General features: G+C 70.4%; 17 protein-coding genes. 1 reads left to right on the top strand and 16 read right to left on the bottom strand.

Translation table 11 applies throughout. The features are described from left to right. Positions 1-42: 42 nt before the first annotated feature. A complete protein-coding gene (locus tag ACIQAC_RS18645; protein ID WP_402192331.1) occupies positions 43-1839 on the top strand; it encodes a thiamine pyrophosphate-requiring protein in 1797 nt (598 codons plus the stop codon). 60 nt (positions 1840-1899) lie between these two features. Here the strand turns inward: ACIQAC_RS18645 and ACIQAC_RS18640 are convergent, their stop codons facing one another. The 16 genes from ACIQAC_RS18640 to ACIQAC_RS18565 form a co-directional block, all read right to left on the bottom strand. Further along, positions 1900-2835, bottom strand: coding sequence for a cation diffusion facilitator family transporter (locus ACIQAC_RS18640; RefSeq protein WP_402192329.1), 936 nt, complete (start codon positions 2833-2835; stop codon positions 1900-1902). Positions 2836-3001: 166 nt separating this feature from the next. Then, a complete protein-coding gene (locus ACIQAC_RS18635; protein WP_402192327.1) occupies positions 3002-4036 on the bottom strand; it encodes a Ppx/GppA family phosphatase in 1035 nt (344 codons plus the stop codon). Positions 4037-4168: 132 nt separating this feature from the next. After that, a complete protein-coding gene (locus ACIQAC_RS18630; RefSeq protein ID WP_402192325.1) occupies positions 4169-4354 on the bottom strand; it encodes a hypothetical protein in 186 nt (61 codons plus the stop codon). A 19-nt stretch (positions 4355-4373) separates the two neighbouring features. Beyond that, positions 4374-6212: a carbamoyltransferase gene (locus ACIQAC_RS18625; RefSeq protein ID WP_402192323.1), complete on the bottom strand. Its 1839-nt coding sequence runs from the start codon at positions 6210-6212 to the stop codon at positions 4374-4376. Then, positions 6209-8308, bottom strand: a complete 2100-nt coding sequence (locus tag ACIQAC_RS18620) for an iron-containing redox enzyme family protein (RefSeq protein WP_402192321.1) — start codon at positions 8306-8308, stop codon at positions 6209-6211. The genes ACIQAC_RS18625 and ACIQAC_RS18620 overlap by 4 nt, the downstream gene beginning before the upstream one ends. A 235-nt stretch (positions 8309-8543) precedes the next feature. Beyond that, on the bottom strand, positions 8544-9584 hold the full coding sequence (locus tag ACIQAC_RS18615) for an SGNH/GDSL hydrolase family protein (RefSeq protein ID WP_402192318.1): 1041 nt from the start codon (positions 9582-9584) through the stop codon (positions 8544-8546). Positions 9585-9711: 127 nt separating this feature from the next. Next, a complete protein-coding gene (locus ACIQAC_RS18610; RefSeq protein ID WP_402192315.1) occupies positions 9712-10581 on the bottom strand; it encodes an amidohydrolase family protein in 870 nt (289 codons plus the stop codon). A gap of 56 nt (positions 10582-10637) precedes the next feature. Further along, positions 10638-11441: an HpcH/HpaI aldolase/citrate lyase family protein gene (locus tag ACIQAC_RS18605; protein ID WP_402192313.1), complete on the bottom strand. Its 804-nt coding sequence runs from the start codon at positions 11439-11441 to the stop codon at positions 10638-10640. 17 nt (positions 11442-11458) lie between these two features. Then, a complete protein-coding gene (locus ACIQAC_RS18600; RefSeq protein WP_402192311.1) occupies positions 11459-12658 on the bottom strand; it encodes a DUF5624 domain-containing protein in 1200 nt (399 codons plus the stop codon). Between the two features lie 66 nt (positions 12659-12724). Then, positions 12725-13825, bottom strand: coding sequence for a hypothetical protein (locus ACIQAC_RS18595; RefSeq protein WP_402192310.1), 1101 nt, complete (start codon positions 13823-13825; stop codon positions 12725-12727). 104 nt (positions 13826-13929) lie between these two features. Then, complete coding sequence (locus ACIQAC_RS18590; RefSeq protein ID WP_402192308.1) at positions 13930-14811, bottom strand: NAD(P)-dependent oxidoreductase; 882 nt, start codon at positions 14809-14811, stop codon at positions 13930-13932. After that, entirely contained in the window at positions 14808-15542 is a 735-nt protein-coding gene (locus ACIQAC_RS18585; RefSeq protein WP_402192306.1) for an ABC transporter ATP-binding protein, read from the bottom strand. The genes ACIQAC_RS18590 and ACIQAC_RS18585 overlap by 4 nt, the downstream gene beginning before the upstream one ends. Then, positions 15539-17374, bottom strand: a complete 1836-nt coding sequence (locus ACIQAC_RS18580; RefSeq protein WP_402192303.1) for an ATP-binding cassette domain-containing protein — start codon at positions 17372-17374, stop codon at positions 15539-15541. Before ACIQAC_RS18580 ends, ACIQAC_RS18585 begins: the two co-directional genes overlap by 4 nt. After that, complete coding sequence (locus tag ACIQAC_RS18575) at positions 17371-18255, bottom strand: branched-chain amino acid ABC transporter permease (protein ID WP_402192301.1); 885 nt, start codon at positions 18253-18255, stop codon at positions 17371-17373. The genes ACIQAC_RS18580 and ACIQAC_RS18575 overlap by 4 nt, the downstream gene beginning before the upstream one ends. Beyond that, positions 18255-19478: an amino acid ABC transporter substrate-binding protein gene (locus ACIQAC_RS18570; RefSeq protein WP_402192298.1), complete on the bottom strand. Its 1224-nt coding sequence runs from the start codon at positions 19476-19478 to the stop codon at positions 18255-18257. The genes ACIQAC_RS18575 and ACIQAC_RS18570 overlap by 1 nt, the downstream gene beginning before the upstream one ends. 510 nt (positions 19479-19988) lie before the next feature. After that, positions 19989-20672 (bottom strand): GntR family transcriptional regulator, encoded by a 684-nt coding sequence (locus ACIQAC_RS18565; protein ID WP_402192296.1) that lies wholly within the window; start codon positions 20670-20672, stop codon positions 19989-19991. Positions 20673-20731 lie beyond the last annotated feature (59 nt).

The raw sequence follows: 20731 nt of genomic DNA, 5'->3' as shown, positions 1-20731 counted from the left end.
CGCGCGCCTGGCAGCACGCCCCGTCCGGAAGGGAAACCGCCCATGTCGACGAAGGTCTCCGACCACCTCCTCCAGCGGCTGCGCGAGTGGGGAGTCGAACATGTCTTCGGCTACCCCGGTGACGGCATCAACGGTCTCCTCGCGGCCTGGGGGCGCGCGGAGGACAACCCGCGGTTCATCCAGTCCCGGCACGAGGAGATGTCCGCGTTCGAGGCCGTCGGCTACGCGAAGTTCTCCGGCCGAGTCGGCGTCTGCGTGGCCACGTCGGGCCCCGGCGCCATCCATCTCCTCAACGGGCTGTACGACGCCAAGCTCGACCACGTCCCGGTCGTCGCGATCGTCGGACAGACCGACCGCAGCGCCATGGGCGGCTCCTACCAGCAGGAGGTCGACCTGGTCAGCCTGTACAAGGACGTGGCCTCCGACTACTGCCAGATGGTCACCGTCCCCGAGCAGCTGCCGAACGTGCTCGACCGGGCGATCCGCACCGCCCTGGCGCGCCGCACGGTCACCGCGGTGATCGTCCCCGCCGATGTGCAGGAACTCGACTACTCCGCTCCCGAGCACGCGTTCAAGATGGTGCCGTCCAGCCTCGGTGTGTCCCGGTCCACGCCGGTCCCGGACGACGAGGACCTCCAGCGGGCCGCCGAGGTCCTCAACGACGGCGGGAAGACCGCGATCCTGATCGGGCAGGGCGCGCGCGGCGCCCGCGCGGAGGTACTCGCCGTCGCCGACCGGCTCGGCGCGGGAATCGCCAAGGCGCTGCTGGGCAAGGACGCCCTGGCCGACGACCTGCCCCATGTCACCGGCGCGATCGGCCTGTTGGGGACCCGGCCGTCGTACGAGATGATGCGCGACTGCGACACGCTGCTCGTCGTCGGCTCGTCCTTCCCCTACTCCCAGTTCCTGCCGAAGTTCGGCAGGGCGCGGGCCGTGCAGATCGACATCGACCCGCACATGATCGGGCTGCGCTACCCCTTCGAGGTCAACCTCGTCGGCGACGCCGCCCGCACCCTGCGCCGGCTGCTGCCGCTCCTCGACCAGATGGAGGACCCGGCGTGGCGCAAGAAGATCGAGGGCGAGGTCGCGCGCTGGTGGGAGGTGATGGAGCGGCGGGCCGCCGTCGACGCCGATCCCATCAACCCGGAGTACGTCGTGCACGAACTCGACGCGCTGCTCCCGCAGGACGTGATCCTCAGCGCGGACTCGGGATCGGCCGCCAACTGGTACGCCCGCCACCTCCGGCTCCGCGGCGACATGCGCGGTTCGCTGTCGGGCACGCTGGCGACGATGGGGCCGGGTGTTCCGTACGCGATCGGCGCCAAGTTCGCGCACGGTGACCGGCCGGCGATCGCGTTGGTCGGCGACGGGGCGATGCAGATGAACGGTATGGCCGAGCTGATCACGGTGGCCAAGTACTGGCAGGAGTGGCAGGATCCGCGGCTTGTCGTCGCCGTCCTGAACAACCGGGACCTCAACCAGGTCACCTGGGAGATGCGGGCCATGTCCGGCGCCCCGCAGTTCCTGCCGTCGCAGTCGATCCCGGACGTCGCCTACGCCGACTTCGCCCGCTCGCTCGGTCTGACCGGCATCCGGATCGAACGGCCGGACCAGGTGCGCGGCGCCTGGGAGAGCGCGCTCGCCGCAGGCCGCCCCACCGTGCTGGACTTCGTGACCGACCCCGCCGTACCGCCCATTCCTCCGCACGCCACGCTCGACCAGATCGAGGCCGCCGCGTCGGCGATCCTCAAGGGGGACAGCGACCGGGGGGCGATGGTCCGGCAGGGGTTCCGGGCGAAGATGCAGGAGTTCCTGCCGGGGCACCGGACGGAGGGCTGACACCTCGCCCACGGACCGGCATCTCACCCACCCCTCCGGTGGGACCCCTCGCGCGAGGCGTCACCGTCCAGGCCGCGGTGGCGCCTCCGTGATGTCCAGGAAGACGTGGTCCGCGTCCGACCAGCGCTCGGCCATGGCCTTCTTGATGCGTTCGGCGGCTGTCTCGACCTCCTCGCTGTCCAGTCCGGGCACGAGGTCGACCCGGGCCGCCACGAGCGCCGTGTCCATACCGAGGCTCATGGTGAGCAGCTCGGCCACGTTGTCGATCTCCGGCTGGTCGTCAAGCATCCGGCGGATGGCGGCGCGCCGTTCGGGGTCGACCGCCGCACCGATGAGCTGCTCGCGCGACTCGCCGGCCAGCCGGTAGGCGACAAAGACCAGCAGCAGCCCGATCGAGAAGGAGGAGGCGGCCTCCCAGGCGGCGTCACCGGTCGCCATGTGCAGGGCCATGCCGGCCATGGCGAGGACCACACCGACGACGGCCGCGCTGTCCTCGGCGATGACCGTGCGGTGCGCCGGGTCCCCGGCCTTCCCGCCCTGCCGGCGGTACTGGTACAGCGCCCGCAGGAGCGAGCCGCCCTCGGCCAGCAGGGCGACCGCGAGCACCGCGAGACCGGCCACGTAGTGCGGTACGGACACGGTCTGGTGGCTGCGCAGCGCCTCCCAGGCCTGGAAGAAGGAGAAGCAGCCGCCCATGACGAAGATGCCGACCGCGGCGAGCAGCGACCAGAACCAGCGCTCCTTGCCGTAGCCGAACGGATGGCGCCGGTCGGGCGGGCGCCGGCTGCGGCGCACCGCGGCGAGCAGGAAGATCTCGTTGAGACTGTCCGCCACGGAGTGCGCCGCTTCGGAGAGCAGCGAGGGCGAGGAGGCGAAGAGGCCGCCGACCGCCTTGGCGACCGCGATGACGAGGTTCGCGGCCAGGGCGATCACCACGGTCACCCGTGTCTTGTGGTCGGACTGCTCGCGCTGCTCCTGCTCGGTGTCCTGAGTCACGCGTCCGCTAGTACCCACGATCGCCGTCGACACGCGTAACCGCTGGTGGGCAGGGTTCCACCGGAGACCGTCCGCCCCCCGGCGCGCATCGCCAGAACGCCAGGTCGTCGAGGCCCGGCGCTCGATGCGGTGATCCCCCGGATCGCCCCTGGGGACAGCCCCAGGGTCAGGGGGTGGGGACGGCCCTCGCCTCCTGAAGCGGCAGCGAGGTGACCACCGTGGAGTCGACCGCGTGGTGGTGGGTCCGCTCCTCGCGGCGCTCGATGTCGCCCCACCAGTCGCGCCCGTCCTCCAGATAGCGCAGCAGAATGCCCTCGCGCAGGGCCCAGGGGCAGATCGCGAGGGACTTCAGTCCGCTGAGTTTCATCGCCGTGTGCCCGATGATCGCTCCGGCCAGGCACTGCCGGGCCCGGGGCGCGGAGATACCGGGCAGCTCGGATCTCTCGTCGATCGAGAGTCCGGCGAGCCGGTCGATCGCGAGGCGCAGGTCCTTGCGGTACAACTGCCGTTCCACAAACGGTCCGCGGCGTCCCGGCGGGGCACCGCACAGCCGGGCGAGCTGCTGGAAGGTGCGGGAGGCGGCGATGCTGGTGTGCGGGTGCTCCCAGCGGATCCGGGCGGTGGCGTCCCGCAGCTGGTGGCGCACCTTGCGGCGCAGGGCCTGGATCTCGGTGGCCGAGGGCGGGTCGGTGCGGTCGAAGAACTCGTTGGTCAGCCGGTTGGCGCCGAGCGGCAGGGAGACCGCGAACTCCGGCATCCGGCCACGTCCGAAGGCCACTTCGAGGGAGCCGCCCCCGATGTCGAAGAGGGCCAGCGGGCCGGCCCGCCAGCCCATCCAGCGCCGTACGGCGAGGAAGGTCAGCTCGGCCTCCACCTCGCCGGGCAGCACACACAGCCGTACGTCCGTGCGGGCGCGGACCGCCCGCAGCACCTCGGCCCGGTCGGGCGCGTTGCGTACGACGGCCGTGGCGAACGCCAGCGGCTCGGGCGCGCCCCAGCGTTCGGCCGTCAGGGCCGCCTTCTCCACGGCCCGCACCAGTTGTTCCGTCGCGGCGTCCCCCAGGCGGCCGTCCTCCCCCGTCTGCTCGGACAGGCGCAGCTTCCACTTCGCGGTGTGTACCGGCAGGGGAACTCCGTCCCTGCTGTCCGCCACCACAAGCCGTACCGTGTTCGAACCCGCGTCCACCACGCTCACTCTCATGGGCCGGACGTACCCCGTGCGAACCAGGTGATGCGTGTACATACGCACGTCGTCGCCCGGACGACCCGAAGATGTCCGGATGCGCCGGGCGGACACGTGCACCCTGGCAGGCCTGCCCGGCCGCCGACCGCGTCAGCGCGAGTCCTGTGCGGGGGGCCGGTGGCCGTTCAGCTGGTGCCAGTAGGAGGCGCGGTCGGGTGCGGGGCGCCGGGCCAGCGGGTCGTGGAACAGACGGGCCACGACTCCGAGTGGCACGAAGACCAGGACGTAGACCACGAACAGTGCCGCCGTCACCGCGGCATCGCGAAGTGTTCTCATGACTCTCCAGATCCTGGGCTCAGTCGAGGGGGATTTCCGCACGCCAGTCCCCCGCCTCCCGCCACGCCGGCTGTTCGGTGCGGTCCAGGAGGAAGCCGCCGACGGCGAGCAGGTCGATGTTGGTCCGCATGAAGCAGCGGTAGGCGTCGGCGGGGCTCGCCACGATCGGCTCGCCACGGACGTTGAACGAGGTGTTCACCAGGACCGAGCAGCCCGTGAGGTCCCGGAAGTCGCCGAGCAGGCGGTGCAGCGCGGGGTCCCGTTCCTTGTCGACGGTCTGGATCCGTGAGGAGTGGTCGACGTGGGTGACGGCGGGGATGGTGCTGTGCACGGACCGCAGCCGCTCACCGGCCGCCAGGCCGTCGGCGGAGGGTTCGTCGTCGTGCGTCCGCTGCTGCCGGGCGACCTGGCCGACGATCAGCATGTAGGGGCTGGGCTGCTTGAGGTCGAAGTACTGTTCCTGGTCCTCGGCGAGCACGATCGGGGCGAACGGCCGGAACGACTCCCGGAACTTGATCTTGAGGTTCATGGTGGACTGCATGTCCGGCTTGCGGGCGTCGCCGAGAATCGACCGTGAGCCCAGCGCGCGCGGCCCGAACTCCATCCTTCCGGAGAACCAGCCCACGACCTTGCCCGCCGCCAGCTCCTCCGCGACCGCCCGGGTCAGCTCCGTGCCGGACAGCTTGCGGTACGGATATCCGTGGTCGTCGAGGAACCGCTGGACCGTGTCGTCGTCGTAGCCGGGCCCGAGCCGTGCGCCCTTCATGGCGTCGCCGCCGTGCCGTACGTGGTCCCGGCCGCCCTCGTGCCGGGCCGCGAGGAGTGCGGCTCCGAGCGCTCCGCCGGCGTCACCCGCGGCGGGCTGCACCCAGACCTCGTCGAAGATGCCCTGTTCCACGATGCGGCCGTTGGCCACGCAGTTCAGCGCGACGCCGCCGGCCAGGCAGAGGTGTGACTCCCCCGTCCAGGCGCGGGCGGTCCGCGCCAGCTTGAGCATGATCTCCTCGGTCACGGCCTGTACCGAGGCGGCGAGGTCGAACTCCCGCTCGGTGAGCGGGCCTTCCGGGGTGCGCCCGGGTCCGCCGAACAGGTCGGCGAACCTGCGTCCCGTCATGACCTGGCCGTAGAGGAACTCGAAGTAGTCGGTGTCCAGGCGGAAGGAGCCGTCCTCCCGGATGTCGACCAGCCTCTCCTTGATCAGCTGGGCGAACCGGGGCCTGCCGTAGGGCGCTAGGCCCATCAGCTTGTACTCGCCCGAGTCGACCTTGAATCCGCAGAAGTAGGTGAAGGCGGAGTAGAGCAGGCCGAGGGAGTGCGGGAAGCGGAGTTCCGCGAGCGCTTCGACGCGGTCGCCCCTGCCGTGCCAGACGGACGTGGTGGTCCACTCGCCGACGCCGTCGACGGTGAGCACGGCGGCGGACTCGTAGGGGCTGGGCAGGAACGCCGAGGCGGCGTGTGTCTCGTGGTGGCCGTAGCAGACCACCGGGGGCGGGGTGCCGCCTCCGATGGCCTCGATCCGCCGGTGGACCGTCCGCTGCGCGCGCGCCTTCCAGGCCAGCCACTGCGGGAGTACGTGTCTGAACGTGCTCCAGCCGCGCGGGGCGGTGGCGGCGTAAGTGCCCAGCACCCGCCGGAACTTGAGCGAGGGGTTCTCGTAGTAGGCGACCGCGTCGAGGTCCCGCGCGGTGACACCGGCCTCGTCGAGGCAGTACGCCACGGCCCGCTCGGGGAACGCCGGGTCGTGCCGGCGGCGGCTGAACCGCTCCTCCTGGGCGGCGGCCACGATGTCCCCGCCGCGCACCAGGGCGGCGGCGCTGTCGTGGTAGTAGGCGGAGATGCCGAGGACTGTGGGGATCATAGAGGATCTGCCCCTTCGAGCGGCGGGGGTACGGACTGTCTGCGCCGTGACCGGATGCGGGCGTAGAGCGCCGAGCCCAGCGTGCGCGGGCCGTTCAGGGACCGGTAGCCGGTCCTGATCCGGCGCCACATCTCCAGTTCCCCGGCGGGTCCGAGGGCCCGGGGGACCTGGTCCATGAAGTGGTCGACGGCTTCGGCGGCCCATGCGGAGTGCCCGGTGGCGACGTTGTCGATCGTGTTGTGCAGGTCGACGAACTGGGTGCTGAAGCCGTGTTTCTCCAGGCCGACGCGGGCCGAGCGGTAGCTGCCGCCGACGCCGGACAGCTCCATCGCGAGGTTCAGGCCGAGGATCTCCGGCTGGAAGGTCTGCGGGAAGCGGGAGATGCTCAGCCAGAAGACGGGCAGGTCGAAGGACTCGTTGTGGAATTCCGCCCACTGGGCGAAGTCGTCCGAGGCGGTGGGTGGGAGGTCGTGGCCCATCTGCCGGAGGAGTTCCCGGTAGATCAGCGGGTGGTTGAGGTCACGTACGCCGTTGCCGAGCTCGTCCCAGTAGGTCTGGAACAGGAGATGGCCCACGGGGGTCGAGGCGAGCCGGTAGTCGGTGAAGCCCTGGAGCCAGGCGCCGTCGATCATGATGAGCGGGGCCAGTTGCAGGGTGGAGGAGATCAGCTGCTCACGGGTGGGGACGGGCGCCTCGCCCTCACTGAACTCCTCGCCGTGCCGGTCGTGTTCGGCCAGCAGCCACGGGGAGAGTCCGTGGTTCCGGTTCCAGCGCTTCGGCAGTTGGTTCGGCACCGCGTCAAGGCGGAACTCGCTGCGGGTCAGCCAGCGTTCGGCGTAGTCGCGGGCGTACTGCCGCAGGGCGGTGCAGTCCTGGCGGGTGAGGAGTCGGCGGTAGGCGTCGCGGGTCGAGGCGGGGCGGGTGCCTGCGCGCGCACTGCCCGCGCCGGCCGGCCGGGAGAACGACTCGGCGGTCTGGCGGAACCAGCTCTGCTGTACGTCGTTCAGGCCGTGGCGTGCGGGACCGCGCGAGGCGTCGGGGCCGGCCGTCGGCAGCTGCTCGATCCAGCGGCGGATCGCGGCCACCTCGTCGTCGGTGAACACCCGGAACATGGGGCCCGTCTCGGCGATGAGCCCGCGCAGCAGCGGGCTGCGGTCGGGCTTGCCCGGCCGGACCAGGGGGCTCGCCGCCAGGGCGTCGAGGAAGTGGTCGGGGCCCGAGTCGACGTCGGCGAACCACTCCGAGAGCGGGCGGCCCTCCAGTTGGTAGCGGCCGTGGTAGACGGCGGCCTGGCGGGCGCGGCCGAACAGCAGCCGCCAGACGTGGTAGTCGGGGTGCACGCTCTGGGTCGCCTCGCGCAGTACGAGGTCGGACCAGCGCCGGAACTCGCGCTCGGCCCAGCGGAAGCCGTGGTGGAACCGGTCGGCGGACTGGTCGGTCCGGTCCTGGTCGGTCCGGTCCTGGTCGGTTCGGTCCTGGTCGGTGAGGAGGAGCCGGGCCGCGGCCAGGGAACGGTCCAGTGCGCTGGGGCCGTGTGCCGATCTGGCGGAGCCGAGATCCAGGTCGTGCGCCGTCGCGGGTCCGCGTGCCGCGTCCGGCAGGACCGCGAGCGGCGGTGGTGTGCCCACCGCGCGCAGGAAGAGGTCGGCTCCGAGGATGTGCGGCAGGAAGTGGTCCGGCTGTCTGCTGATCGCCGTCAGCCGGGCCGGCAGGCGGAAGCTGAAGCTCTGTACCCGGTCGCTGCCGGTGAGTCCGACTCCGCCCGTGTCCAGTGGCAGTCTGTGGTGCGCCAGCAGACCGCGGTAGGCGCTGCCCCGGTCCGCGTGCGGGTATCCGACGCCGATGTCGTCCGCGTAGAGGGACAGGACTTCGAGAGCGAGGGCGCTGTCACCGTTGGCGGAACTGGACGCCCATTGCAGCCAGGCACCGGCGGCCAGGGCGAGGGGTGCGGAGTTGAGGAGCAGACAGTGCACCACCTGCTCGTCCGACGTCCGGTCTCCGAGCCGCTCCCGGAATCTGTCCGCCTCCGCGGCGCTCCACAGAGCGGCCTGCCGGGCGAGTTCTCCGGCGTCCGGGACGCCGTTCTCGTCGGACACGGGACCAAGGACCGTGGTGTCCAGTTCGCTGAGCGAAAGCGCGCCTTCGGGATCCAGCGCGTGTAAGTACAGTATTCGGTCCGCCGTTGCGGCTTCAGGGGGCCGGGACACCAGAGTCCTCTTTCCGGGTCAGAACATGGGGTAGATGGACCCGTCGTTCTTCCGCCTGCGGCGCCGCCGGAAGAACTGCACGATTTTACGAATCACCGTCTTCCCTCCACTGAATGGGGTCGAATTACCGGGCCAGGCCGAGATTTTCACACAGCAGCTGCGCCACGACCGCATTTCCGCGGTCATTCGTGTGCACGGCGTCGACAAACAGCCATTCGTCCTTCTCGGGAGCCGAGCGGAGCAGCATGTTGATGTCGACGTACGCGATGTCACGTTCCTTGCAGGCCCGCCCGATCTCCTCGGAATACCGCTCGTGGGCCTCCTCGTCGAGAACGGGGAGGAAAAGCGGCCAGGCCTGGGCGAGCAGTGATCCGTCGTCGCCGAGGAGTACGGCCTCCTCGGCGGAGAGGCTTTTTCTGCTCCAGACCGGGGTCGGCTGGAGTGCGTAGTGGACACGGGCGCCGGTGGGTGCCACCAGGTCCAGCAGCCGGTCGAGGTCGTGGCGCAGGAACCGGGCGGCGATGTCGACACGTTCGCCGACGGGGACGGCCGGTCCGGAGGCCGCCGGCGCCGGACGCGAGCCGATCAGGGAGCGGAGCCGCTGCACCACGGACCGGTTGTCGCCGGTCCGGGAGGTGGGCGGCCGTGGCGGGCCCTCGGCGCCGCCGCCGAGCTCACCGAAGAACTCGCCGGAGAAGAAGAACTGCCCGTACCCCTGGTCGGCTCCCGGGAGCCCCGCCACCACCAGGTTGTTCAGACCGGAGAGGACGACGATGTCCCTTACCTCCGGAAGCTGGTGGCGGTGCATCATAAAAAGAATGGTTTCCTGGGTCGAGTTGTATCCGGGAACGGCGAAATTCAGCCACGGTATCCCGGATTCGTCGGCCATTGCCGAGGAGACCGTCCCACTGTCGCTGCCGGCGCCGAAACCGAACGCCGAGGAGCCGCCCATCAGCACACCGAGGGGTCCCTTGGGCCGGTTCTCGTTGAGCGATTGGCCGACATCTCCGCGATACGAGAGACGGAATCCCTGTGCATCCGTGTTGACCACCGGGGAACGGTAGTCCGGCCGGTTGGCGAACATGACATACGGCTGCCAGTTCATGTCACCCGCGACGAACTTTCCGTACTCGGCCATCTGGGGTGCAAGCTCCGACGACTCCATGCCACCTCGCTCCGGATTGCGACAGGACAGGCAATTTCATGCACTAGCTAATTGTCGCCGAGTTGAGATGTCAACCCCTATCCTTTTACCCAATGGAAATGGGGTTCGTAGGGGGGTTCCTGGCGCGTCAATTGAAAAGCCGTTCCGGGTTCTCGACCAGGATGCGGGCCCTGTCCGCCGCGTCCGGCGCCCAGTCGGCGAGCAGGTTGAGGTACTCCCCCGTGTCGCGCTGTCCGTCCGTCAGATGCGGCCAGTCCGAGCCCCACACCAGCCGGTCCGGCCGGGCCGACACCAGGGCACGGCCCAGCGGGGCGACCGTGGACAGCGGCTTGTTCCCGACGACGCGGTAGGCGCCGGAGAGCTTGATGTAGCAGCTGCCGTGGTCGAGGATCCGCACCAGCCGTTCGAAGTCCGCCGGGGTCAGACCGTCGGACTCCTTCATGTATCCCATGTGGTCGATGACGTAGGTGTCCTCGAAGTCGGCGAAGAACGGCAGTAGTTCACGGACCACGGTGCCGGGTGTGTAGAACTGGAGGTGCCAGCCTCGCGGGCGGGCGCGGCCGGCCATCGTACGGATGTAGTCGATGATGTCGGCGATCGGCCAGGAGGCGCGGGCGAAGAGATCGAGGCGGATCGCGCGCACGCCGATGCGGTCGTAGGCGTCGAGTTCGGCGTCGGAGGTGTCGTCGTCGATGCGCACCACACCACGGCAGCGGGGGCCGACCTTCTTCAGGACGTCGACCAGCAGACTGTTGTCGTTGCCGTAGTAGGTGGGCTGGACGAGGACCATACGGTCGATGCCTAGCCACTCGGTCATCCGCAGGTACTGGTCGAGGGTGCCGTCGGGGAACTGGTACTGCGGGGCGGGTCCGACCGGGTAGCCGGGCTCGAACACATGGAAGTGGGTGTCCCAACTGCCCTGCGGCATCTCGAAGCCGGGCCTGGTGAGGGTCTCGGCGGCGCGCATGGGGGTGGGCTCGGGGAGGACGGCGGCCACGGCGGTCTCGCTTTCTCTGAGTGTCTTCGTCTGTGTCTGCGCTTCTGCGTCTTCGGTTACGGCTGGGCGGGCAGGAAACTGTCCAGGGTCTGCCGGGCGCGGGCGTCGGCGGCGGCGTACAGCAGTGCCGAGTCGGTCCCGGTCATCCGCAGGGAACACACACCGAGCGGGACGAGGTCGTCGAGCAGCTTCTGGTCGCCGATGCCGCCGAGGACCATCAGCTTTCCGTGGCGGCGGCAGGCGTTGGTGAGCCGCACGACGGCGTCGCGGACGCGCGGGTCGTCGTACTGGCCGGGGACACCCAGTTCGGCGGTGAAGTCGTTGGCGCCGAGTGCCAGCATGTCGACGCCGTCGAGCGCGGCGATCGCGTCCGCGTTGGCGATGCCGCTGGGGGTCTCCAGCAGGATCTGGACGACGGTCGCGTCGTCGAGTGCGGGGTTGAGGCGGGCCGCGGGGGTGGGGCGCATACCGAGCTGCGGGACCATGTTGGTCTGGGAGCGCTGGCCGCGCGGGGCGAAGCGGCAGGCGCGGGCGATCTGCCGGGCCTCTTCGACGGTCTCGATGCGGGGCGCCACGATGCCGTGGGCGCCGCCGTCGAGGAGTTGGCCGATCATGCCGTACTCGCGTTCCGGGACCCGGACCAGTGCGGTCAGTCCGAGGCCGTGGGCGACGGTGCACAGCTGGGCGGCGGTGTCGACGGACATCGTGGAGTGCTCCAGGTCCACCATGATGCTCTGGTGCCCGGTGGACGCGGCGATGTGCACGATGTCGGGGGTGCGGGCGGACCGCAGGGCCAGCATGAGGGTGGGTTCGCCGGCGTGCAGGCGCTGGAGGAAGCCGGGTTCGGCGGGGTGGGCCATGGCGTTTTCTCTTCCGGTCAGGCTGCTGCGGAGGCGGTTCCGAAGGCGGGGTAGGGCTCGTTGTCGAGGCCCGGGATCAGCACCGCGAGGGGGTTGTTGTCATGCGCGATGAGCTGCTGGGCGGCGTAGTCGGTCACGGCGCCGGACAGCAGCTGGCGGGGGTCCTCCATGACCACACGCAGCCGGGTGACCAGGGAGAGCCAGTCGTCGGCCGAGCGGATGGCGGGCTGTTCGGTGACGACGCCGTCGTGGGCGCCGACGGTCCGGGGCTGCTGTCCCGCGTAGTCGTCGCCGGGGTCGAACGCGGGGTAGCCCTCGAACATGGCGCCGCCGAGTTCGACGGTGGCCCGGGTGCCCGCCCAGAGCTGTCTGAGCTGCTCCTCCACCGCGTTGACCTCCCGCAGGTCACCGTCGACGGGGGTGGCGAACCCGGCGGCGTGCGGGGCGATGTAGAGATGGCTGAGCGGGAGCTTGCCGCGGGAGGCCGCGAGCACCATGCCGGCGACGCTGTTGGTCCGCCAGGTCACGCCGGCCGTGGGGCGGCCGATCTGGCCCACGACGACGACCATGGCGCGCGCCCAGTCGATGTCCTGTTCGTCGAGCCAGCTGATCAGCCGGTACGAGGTGTCGAGCCCGACGAGGAAGAAGGTGGCGACCATGACCCGGTTGAAGGAGACCGGCAGGTCGGCGTGGCCGTCGTCCAGGTAGGTCTCGCGCAGGGTCCGGTGGTTGAGGAGCGCCGGGTCCGCCAGGGCCCGTACGAGGTAGCGCTCGGTGATGGCACAGGTGTAGTCGACCATGGAGGCGATGGCCTCCTCCCGGCCCCGGTAGGAGGCGGCGGCTATCCGGTCGCGCCACAGGTCGGTGCTGTTGGCGGCGCGGGCGCGGCGGGTCTGGCGCAGCAGCAGTTCGGCGTCACGGCGCCACACCCCGTCCGGCTCGCGGAGGCGCAGTTCGGCGAGGGAGGAGAGCGCGGGGCCGAGGTGGGAGACGGCGGCGAGTTCCTTGAAGCCGCGGTTGCTCAGCCGGTACGGCAGGACGGTGGTGGGCCTGCCGTCGCCCGGGTAGAGCGCCATGTCGGCGCCGGTCACGACGAGCAGGGGGTCGCCGGCCCGTGCGCGTGCCGCGCAGGCGCGCAGATGGGCGCCGATCGAGTCGGGACCCGCGGTGTACGTCGTGAACAGGTCGACGAGTTCGGGACTCTCGTGGTCGGACATGTCATCTCTCCTTGGCCACGCCGCAGGGCGCCGGGGGGGTGGGACACCGGAACGCGGGGCGGGGTGTCAGTCCGTGAAGCGGTAGACGCGGACATCGGCGGAAAACCGCAGTTCGGGGCTGAGTGCGTTGGTCTGTACGAGCAGGGGGCCGTCGGCGCCGTCCAGGACCGCGAGATCGGTGCCGCCGGTGGTCGGGAACTCCTCGACCAGCTCCAGGTGGTCCTTGTCCCAGCGGTAGATCTGCGACATGAGGGCGGCGGTGGGGTCGGCCGGGGTGCCGTGGATGAAGTTGACCCGGACCAGGTACCTGGCCCGCGGGGTCTGCACGAGGGCCAGTTCGCGCCCGCCCGCCCCGGCCAGCCGCTGGTGGTCGGTGAACCGGTCCGCCGCGCTGTCCCAGCGCAGCAGACGGGAGTCGTCGTTGATGCAGGCGACGACGAGGTAGGTGTGGTCCCCGGCGTCGTCGTCGAAGGTGGCGAAGGCGCGGCCGGCGGCGGGGGCGAGGTCCTGGTGGGCGACGAAGGCGTCGCCGGTCCAGCGGTAGAGGACGCTGGGGTCGACGTGGTCGGCGTGGGCGAGGAAGGTGTGTCCGCCCGCGGTGAAGGCATGCCAGTTGTAGCCCCAGCGCGAGGGGATGTCCTGGAAGTGGGTGAAGCGGGCGCCGTCCCATTCGTAGATCGCGGACGGCCTGTTGTCGGCCGCGTGGGCGGGCAGTGCGACGCCCTGCGCGAGGGCGAGGAAGTGCCGGCCGTCGATGGTGAAGTGCCGCCACTGCTTGGCGGCGAACCCGTCGAACACCTGGAAGGGCTCGAACGTGCCGCCGGTCCACTCGAAGAGGACGGACGGCACGGTGAAGTCGTAGGGCCCGGCGCCCGAGCGGATGCTCGCGACGGCGAGGAAGGTCCGCCCGTCGATGGTGAAGTGCTCGGCGTCCTCGCCGCCGGGGGCGGGCAGGGTGCCCCACGGGCTGAAGTGGTCGCCGTCCCGGCTCAGGAGCAGTAGTTCGGTGTCGCTGTCGCCGCCGTTCATGTGGGCGGGGGTGCCGGGGACGTCGTAGGCGAGCTGGGGTACGGCGAGCAGCTCCAGGTCGCCGACGCGCAGGGGCTGCGCGGCGCGGGCGCCGGAGGCCGGGATGTCCTGGATCAGCGTCAGATGGGTGTGGGTCACGGCGGTGGTCTCCGTAGGGCTGCTGAGGTGGGGGGCGTGGCGGGCCCGCTCGGGGCATGCCGGTGCCGTAAAGGCGTGCTGCGCTCTGTTGTCGCCCCGGGTGGTCAGGCCGCCTCGTGGTCGTAGGCGCGGGCGAGTTGGGAGAGGTCGTGGCGGGCTCTGCCGCGGCGGATCAGTGCGGCGAACTGGCCGCGTACGGCGGGCAGCAGCCTGACCGGTACGTCGAGCCGCGCGGCGAGGTCGGCGGCGAGCGACTGGGCGTGGAGCAGGCCGCCGATCGTGGCGCCCGACTCGATCTCGCTGGTGGTGAAGGCGGCGGGCAGACAGTGGTCGAGCATGCTGCTGGCTGCGGGCGCGGACATCAGGACGCGCTTGCTCTCCCGGGGTGGCAGTCCCAGGCGGGCAATGAGGGCCGCCGCCTCGGCCGCCGCGACGGCGTGCACACTGACGAGCATGTGGCCGATGAGCTGGAGCTCGGTGCCGCGGCCGACCGGGCCGGCGTGCACGATGTCGGCGCAGTAGGCGTTGAGCAGCGGCCGTGCCAGGTCCAGGTGCTGGGTCTCGCCGCCGACGACGGCGATGAGTCGGCCCTGCCGTGCCTTCTGCACGCCGCCGGTCAGCGGTACGTCCAGGAAGCCGGCCCCGCGCCGGGCGGCGCGTTCGGCGAGGTGGCGGGCCTGTGAGGGGTCGACGATCGTGTGGTCGACGAAGAGCTGGCCGGGCCGCGCGGCCTTCAGCAGCCCGTCGTCGTGGAGATAGAACGCGGCCTTGGCTCCGGTGTCGACGAGCCCGTTGATCACCACGTCGCAGTGGGCCAGCTGGGCCGGTGCGGTGACGAGTTCGGCGCCCGCCTCCTCCATCTGCCGCGCGTCGGCCCAGGAGGGGGCGTAGGCGGTGAGCCGGTGTCCCGCGGCGATCAGGTGCCGGGCGATCGACAGGGTCAGCGGGCTGCCGTCGGCGAGGCCCACACGGGCCGGGCCGGTCATGACGGCTCGCTCTGCTTGGGCGCGGCGCCGAAGAACAGCTGCGCCATGTCGGGGTCGGCGAGGAGGGCCTTGGCGTCGCCGGTGTGCAGGACCCGGCCGCTCTCCATCACCACGGCGTGGTCGGCGAGTTCGAGGCCGAAGCGCACGTTCTGCTCGACCATGAGAACGGTGACGTCGGCGTCCTTGAGGGTCCGGACGGCACCGGCGAGCTGGGCGGAGGCCTTGGGGTCGAGGCCCAGTGTCGGTTCGTCCAGCAGGACCACCTTGGGGCTGAGCATCAGGGCCCGCGCGAACTCCACCGTGCGCCGCTGGCCGCCGGACAGGGAGGCGGCCTTGTCGTTGGCGCGCTCGGCGACCAGCGGAAAGATCTCGACGATCTCGGCGTACCGGCGGCGGTTGCGTTCCTTCTCCCGGCGCAGCGTGTAGGCGCCGAGCATGACGTTCTCGCGGACGGACAGGGAGGGGAACAGCCCGTGGTGCTGGGGCACTTGGACGACCCCCTTGCGCAGGATGTCCGCGGGTGAGCGGGTGCTGATGTCGTCGCTGCCGATGAGGACGTTGCCGGCGCGCGGGCGCAGCAGTCCGCTGCACACCTTGAGCACGGTGGACTTGCCGGCCCCGTTGGGGCCGACGATGCAGGTGATGGTGGAGGCCGGGGCCGTGAACTCGACGCCGCGGAGGATGTCTCCGGCCTTGCCGTACCCCGCCACCAGCGCTTTCAGGGTGATCATGCGTCAACTCCCGTGGCGGTGCGGCTGCTGTCGGCGCCGGGGGCGTGGTCGCCGAGGTAGGCCTCCAGTACGGCCGGGTCGCGTTCGATCTGCCGGGGCGGGCCGCTCGCGATGACATGTCCCTGGGCGAGGACGTGGATGTGGTCGCAGAGCGACAGCACCAGCGGCATGTTGTGCTCGACGATCAGGACGGTGGTGCCGGCGGCGTTGAGCTTGCGGATGATGTCCGCGAGGCGATCGATGAGCGCGGGGTTGATACCGGCGGCGGGTTCGTCGAGCAGGAGCAGGTCGGGTTCCAGCATCAGCGCCTGGGCCAGTTCGACGAGCTTCTGCTGTCCGAAGGAGAGCCCGCCGACCTGGTGGTCCGGGTAGGCGCCCATGCCGACGAAGTCGAGCCATTCGCGGGCTCGTTCGGCGGTCTTGCCGCTGATGGCGGAGGACGCGAGCCGGGAGGTGGCGAAGGAGCGGCTCGGGACGGCGAGGTTCTCCAGCGCGGTCAGGTGCGGGAAGATCCGGGTGGCCTGGAAGGTACGGGCGAGGCCGTTGTGGGCGCGCTGCCAGCGGGGCATGCCGTCGAGCCGTCGGCTGCCGAGGTGGATGCTGCCCGTGTCGGCCGGAAGGCTGCCGTCGAGGAGGTTGAAGACGGTGGTCTTCCCGGACCCGTTGGGGCCGATCAGCCCGGTGATGGTGCCGCGCTCCACGGTGAAGGAGCAGTCGTTGACGGCCCTGACTCCGCCGAAGGCCTTGCCGAGTCCCTCGACGCGCAGCAGTGGTCCGTCGCCGGGTGCCGGTTCGGTTCGGGCGAGGGCGGCGGGAGGCAGTGCGTCGGGGGCGTCGGTGAGCCGGGCGCCGGCCTGTGCCTGGGGTCCCTTGCGGCGCAGCCGGTTCAGCCGGTCGAGACCTTCGGTGAGTACACCCCGGGGGAAGAACAGGACGATCGCGGCGAGCAGGGCGCCGTAGATGATCAGGCGCCAGGAGCCGGCGTCGGGGCCGCTGAGGCTCTGGTTGGTGAACTGGTTGAGCGGCTCCAGCATGAAGGCGCCGAGGACCGGGCCCCACAGGGTGCCGACGCCGCCGAGGTGGGCGGCGAGGACGATCTGCATGGCGATGACGATGTCGAACATCGACGCCGGTTCCAGGAAGGCGATGTAGTAGGCGTAGATGCCGCCGGCGACGCCGATGGGGAAGGCGCTCGCGGCGAAGGCGAACATCTTGTAGCGGTCCGTGCGCACCCCGATGCCGTCCGCCTTGGACTCGTCGTCGCGGATGGCGGCGAGGCCGATGCCGAACTTCGAGCGGCGGATGGCCCAGGAGCCGAGGACGGTCAGGCCCAGCAGGACCAGCAGGTAGTAGTAGAACGGCCAGTTGAGGTAGGCGCTGTCCCAGGTCGGCAGGGGCAGGGCGAGGCCGTGGTTGCCGTTGGTCAGGGACGACCAGTTGGCCGTCAGCAGGGCCGTGAACTCCAGGAAGGCGAAGCTGACGATGACGAAGGCGATGCCCCGGGTGCGGCGTCCGACGAGGCCGAGCAGGATCGCGGCGGCGGCCGCGACGACTCCGCCGGCGGGTGCGGCCACCAGCGGGGAGACGCCGGTGTGGATGGAGATCAGGGCGGTGGTGTAGGCGCCGATGCCGAGGAACGCGCTCTGGCCGAGGGAGACGTAGCCGGCGTAGCCGGACATGATGTTCCAGCTGGACGCCATGACGGCCAGCAGGAACGCCATGATCGCCATGTTCTGCCAGTAGGCGTTGTCCGACAGGACCGGGAAGAGGGCCAGGACGACGGCGGCGGCACCGATGCCGACGGCCCGCAGGTGTGTGCTGGTGATGCTCATGCGCGGCTCATGTCCTCTCGCAGTCGGGTGCCGAGCAGCCCCTGCGGACGGGCGACGAGCACCACGATGATGGCGATGTACGGCACCGCGACCGCCCAGTCGGGCGAGACGTAGGTGGACGTCAGGGACTCGGCGACGGCGATGACGAGGGCGCCGAGGACACTGCCCATCAGGCTTCCCATACCGCCGAGCACGATGATCGACAGGGTCAGTCCGATCCAGTGGTCCGCGGAGCTGGGCATGAACGGGTAGAGCACGCTCAGCAGGGAGCCGCCGGCGCCGGCCGCCGCGACACCGAGGGCGTAGGCGGCGGCCCAGGTGGAGCGGACCTCGATACCGATGAGGCGGGCGCCTTCGGAGCTGGAGGCGGTGGCCTGGATGGACCGGCCGAGCCAGGTGCGGCGCAGCAGCAGATAGAAGCCGGTCAGCACCACGGCGGCGACGAGACAGGCGTACACCTGGGCCTGCGGGAAGCGCAGGCCCAGCACGGTGAAGGACTCGTTGGCGTAGCCGGGTGTCACGGACTTCGGTTCGTTGCCCCAGATCAGGGCGATGACGCCCTTCATGACCAGGGTGAGTCCGAAGGTCGTCACCATCGCCATCGTGGGGTCGGTGGTGCGGGACCGCTCGATGAAGACGTAGTAGGTGACCCAGCCGACGACGAGCAGCGAGGGGGTGGTGACCAGGGTCAGCAGGAGGGGGTCGATGCCGGTGGTCTCCCACAGGGTGTACGTGAGGTACGCGCTGAGGATGAGCATGCCGCCCTGGGCGAGGTTGACCACCCGCATGACACCGAAGATGAGGTTCATCCCGGAGGCGGCCAGTGAGTACACGCCGCCGATGAGCAGGCCGAGGATGAGCGCCTGGAACAGGGTTGCCACTACGACCACCCGGGTTTCGGGTTGACCACCGTGTCGGTGGTCTGCTGCCCGTCGGGCGCCACGAACTGGAGGGTGCCGTTCTGCCACTGCGCCAGCAGCATGTCACCCTCGGGCACACCTCGTTCGTCCCAGCGCAGCACGCCCACGATGGTCGACACGGGCGAGGAGTGCAGCCAGTCGGCGAGCTTGGTCTGGTCGAGGCTGCCGACGTGCTCGACGGCCGCTTCCAGGACCTGGCCCGCGGTGTAGGCGTTGGCAGCGTCGTCGGTGGGCGCGGAGCCGTACTCCTTCGTGTAGTCCTTCACGAACTGGGCGTTGCCCGTGTACGTGGACTTGGAGCTCCATGCCGTGGTGGTGAAGATGCCCTCGGTGTTCTTCTCGCCGACGGCCTTGGGGTAGGAGCCGACGAGGCTCGGCGCGTTGGTCTGGAACATCATGTCGGGGCTGAACTGCTGCTTCTGGAGCGCCTTGACGAGGCCGGCCCCGTCGTTGGCGGCGACCGCGCCGTGAATGACCAGATCGGGCTCGGCACGGGCGATCGCGCTGGCGATGGGGTCGAAGTTGACCGTCTCGGGGGCGTACTTCTCGCTGTACACCGACTTGACGCCGAGCTCGGTCAGTTGTTTGCGGAACTCCTCGACGGTGACATCCGTGTTGGGATCGTCCTGCGTGGGATAGGCGGCGGTCTTGGGCCGCTCGTCCGCGGGAAGCGAGCTGATGTAGTTCACGAACTGCTCGGGGAGGTCGAGTGAGGTGCTGGGCTGGGCGAAGAACAGGTATTCGTAACCGCGGTCGAAGATCTCCTCGGCGCCACCGGAGGGCTCGACGTAGAGCATCTTGTTCCGCTCGGCGACGGCGGAGGCCGGCAGGTTGAGCTTGGAGGAGAAGGTGCCGAGGAGCAGGTCGACGCGGTCCTGGCTGATCAGGCGGTTGTAGTTGCTGACGACGGTGTTCTGGTCGAAGCCGTCGTCCAGCACCTTCAGCTCGACCTGGCGGCCCAACAGGCCACCGCTGGCGTTGAGTTGCTCGACCCACACCTTGTAGCCCGCGTAGGCCGGCTCGGAGGCGTCGGCGACGGGGCCGGACAGCGGAAGCGAGATGCCTATGGTGATGGGGCCGGTGCTCGATCCGGAGCCCGTGCCGCACGCGGCAGTGGCGAGCAGGAGTGCAGCTGTGCCCAGGGCGGCGATTCTTCCCCGTCCGCCTCGGCTGATTCCTGGCATGAGATCCACCTTCAGTCGGTGATCGGTTCTGACGGTGCGTGGAAAGCCCCTCGGTCTGGTGCAGTGGTGAGCGGCTCAGCCCCGGTGGGGTGTGGCGGCGACGTCCGACGTGGCGGCTCGTCGGTGGAGCGGCGGCGGCTTACGCGGGGCCCCGTCCCAGGGGTTCCGGAAGTCTCCGGGGCGCGGGTGGCGCCCTGAGCCGCGGCGGCTGCGCGACCCCGCGCGGCTTCATGTGCAATGTATACATTGCACATGAAGGCTCGGCAAGATGTCTCGCAGAGGAAGTGGAGGTAATTCCTCTACTCCTGGGTAGGGCGGTCGGGGAGGGTGGCGAGGCGGTCGACAACGGGCATGCGTCGCGGCCGGAATCGGCCTGCGAGGGGGCGGAACCGGCCGGAACGGGCTGCGGGCGTCGACCGGGACGACCCGGCCCCGGAACCGAACCCGACGCGGGTCGAACCGTCGGTCGACACGAAGGCCGAGACGACGGTCGACACATCGGCCGGCACGTCAGTCGACCGGATGCTCCTGGCCGTACTTGGCGGCGGCCTCGTGGGCGTGCTCGGCGGCGGCGATCTCGGCCCGGTCGGGGTCGCCGTCGAGAATGGCGCCGAGGATCGCGCCGTGGTCGCGCGGGGTGAGATCCGACCGGCGGTTGATGTTGGCCAGACTGCCGACGGCGAACCGCGCCCAGATACGGTCCAGCGCGTCCGTGAGCAGCGGGTTGCCTGCGAGGCGCGCCAGCATCATGTGGAAGGCGAGGTTGGCGTGCCAGGCGCCGGTCGCGTCACCCGCCTCCGCCCGCACCTCCACCTCCTGCGCCGCGGTCTTCAGTTCGCCGAGCTGGACCGGGGAGAGATGGCCGTCGCGCTGGGCGGTGGCGGCGAGGCGGGCGGCCAACGCGTCCAGGGCACCCTGGAGTTGCATGGCGTGCTGCATCTCCTCCGGGGTCAGGGAGCTGACCACCACTCCCCTGCCGGTCGACGCGACCAGGCCGTCGCTCTGGAGCCGCCGCAGCGCCTCGCGGACCGGCGTCCGGCTCATCTCCAGGTCCTTGCAGAGCCCCAGTTCGGTGAGTCGGTCGCCGGGGCCGTAGTGGCCCTCCACAAGGCGCTCCCGCAGCCTTCGGTAGGCGACCTCGGCCTGGTTGTGGATCCCCGGACGCTCGTCGAAAGAGCCAGCGGATGACAGCATAGCTAACGTATACATTGTATTCAGTCGCGCTCGCAATACATTCGCGCCAGTGGAACGCC

Origin of the sequence: Streptomyces sp. NPDC088387, from assembly GCF_044753385.1 — a bacterium.
GTDB lineage: Bacteria > Actinomycetota > Actinomycetes > Streptomycetales > Streptomycetaceae > Streptomyces.
The sequence above is the reverse complement of the archived record's forward strand: the minus strand, read 5'-3'. Positions and strand labels throughout refer to the sequence as shown.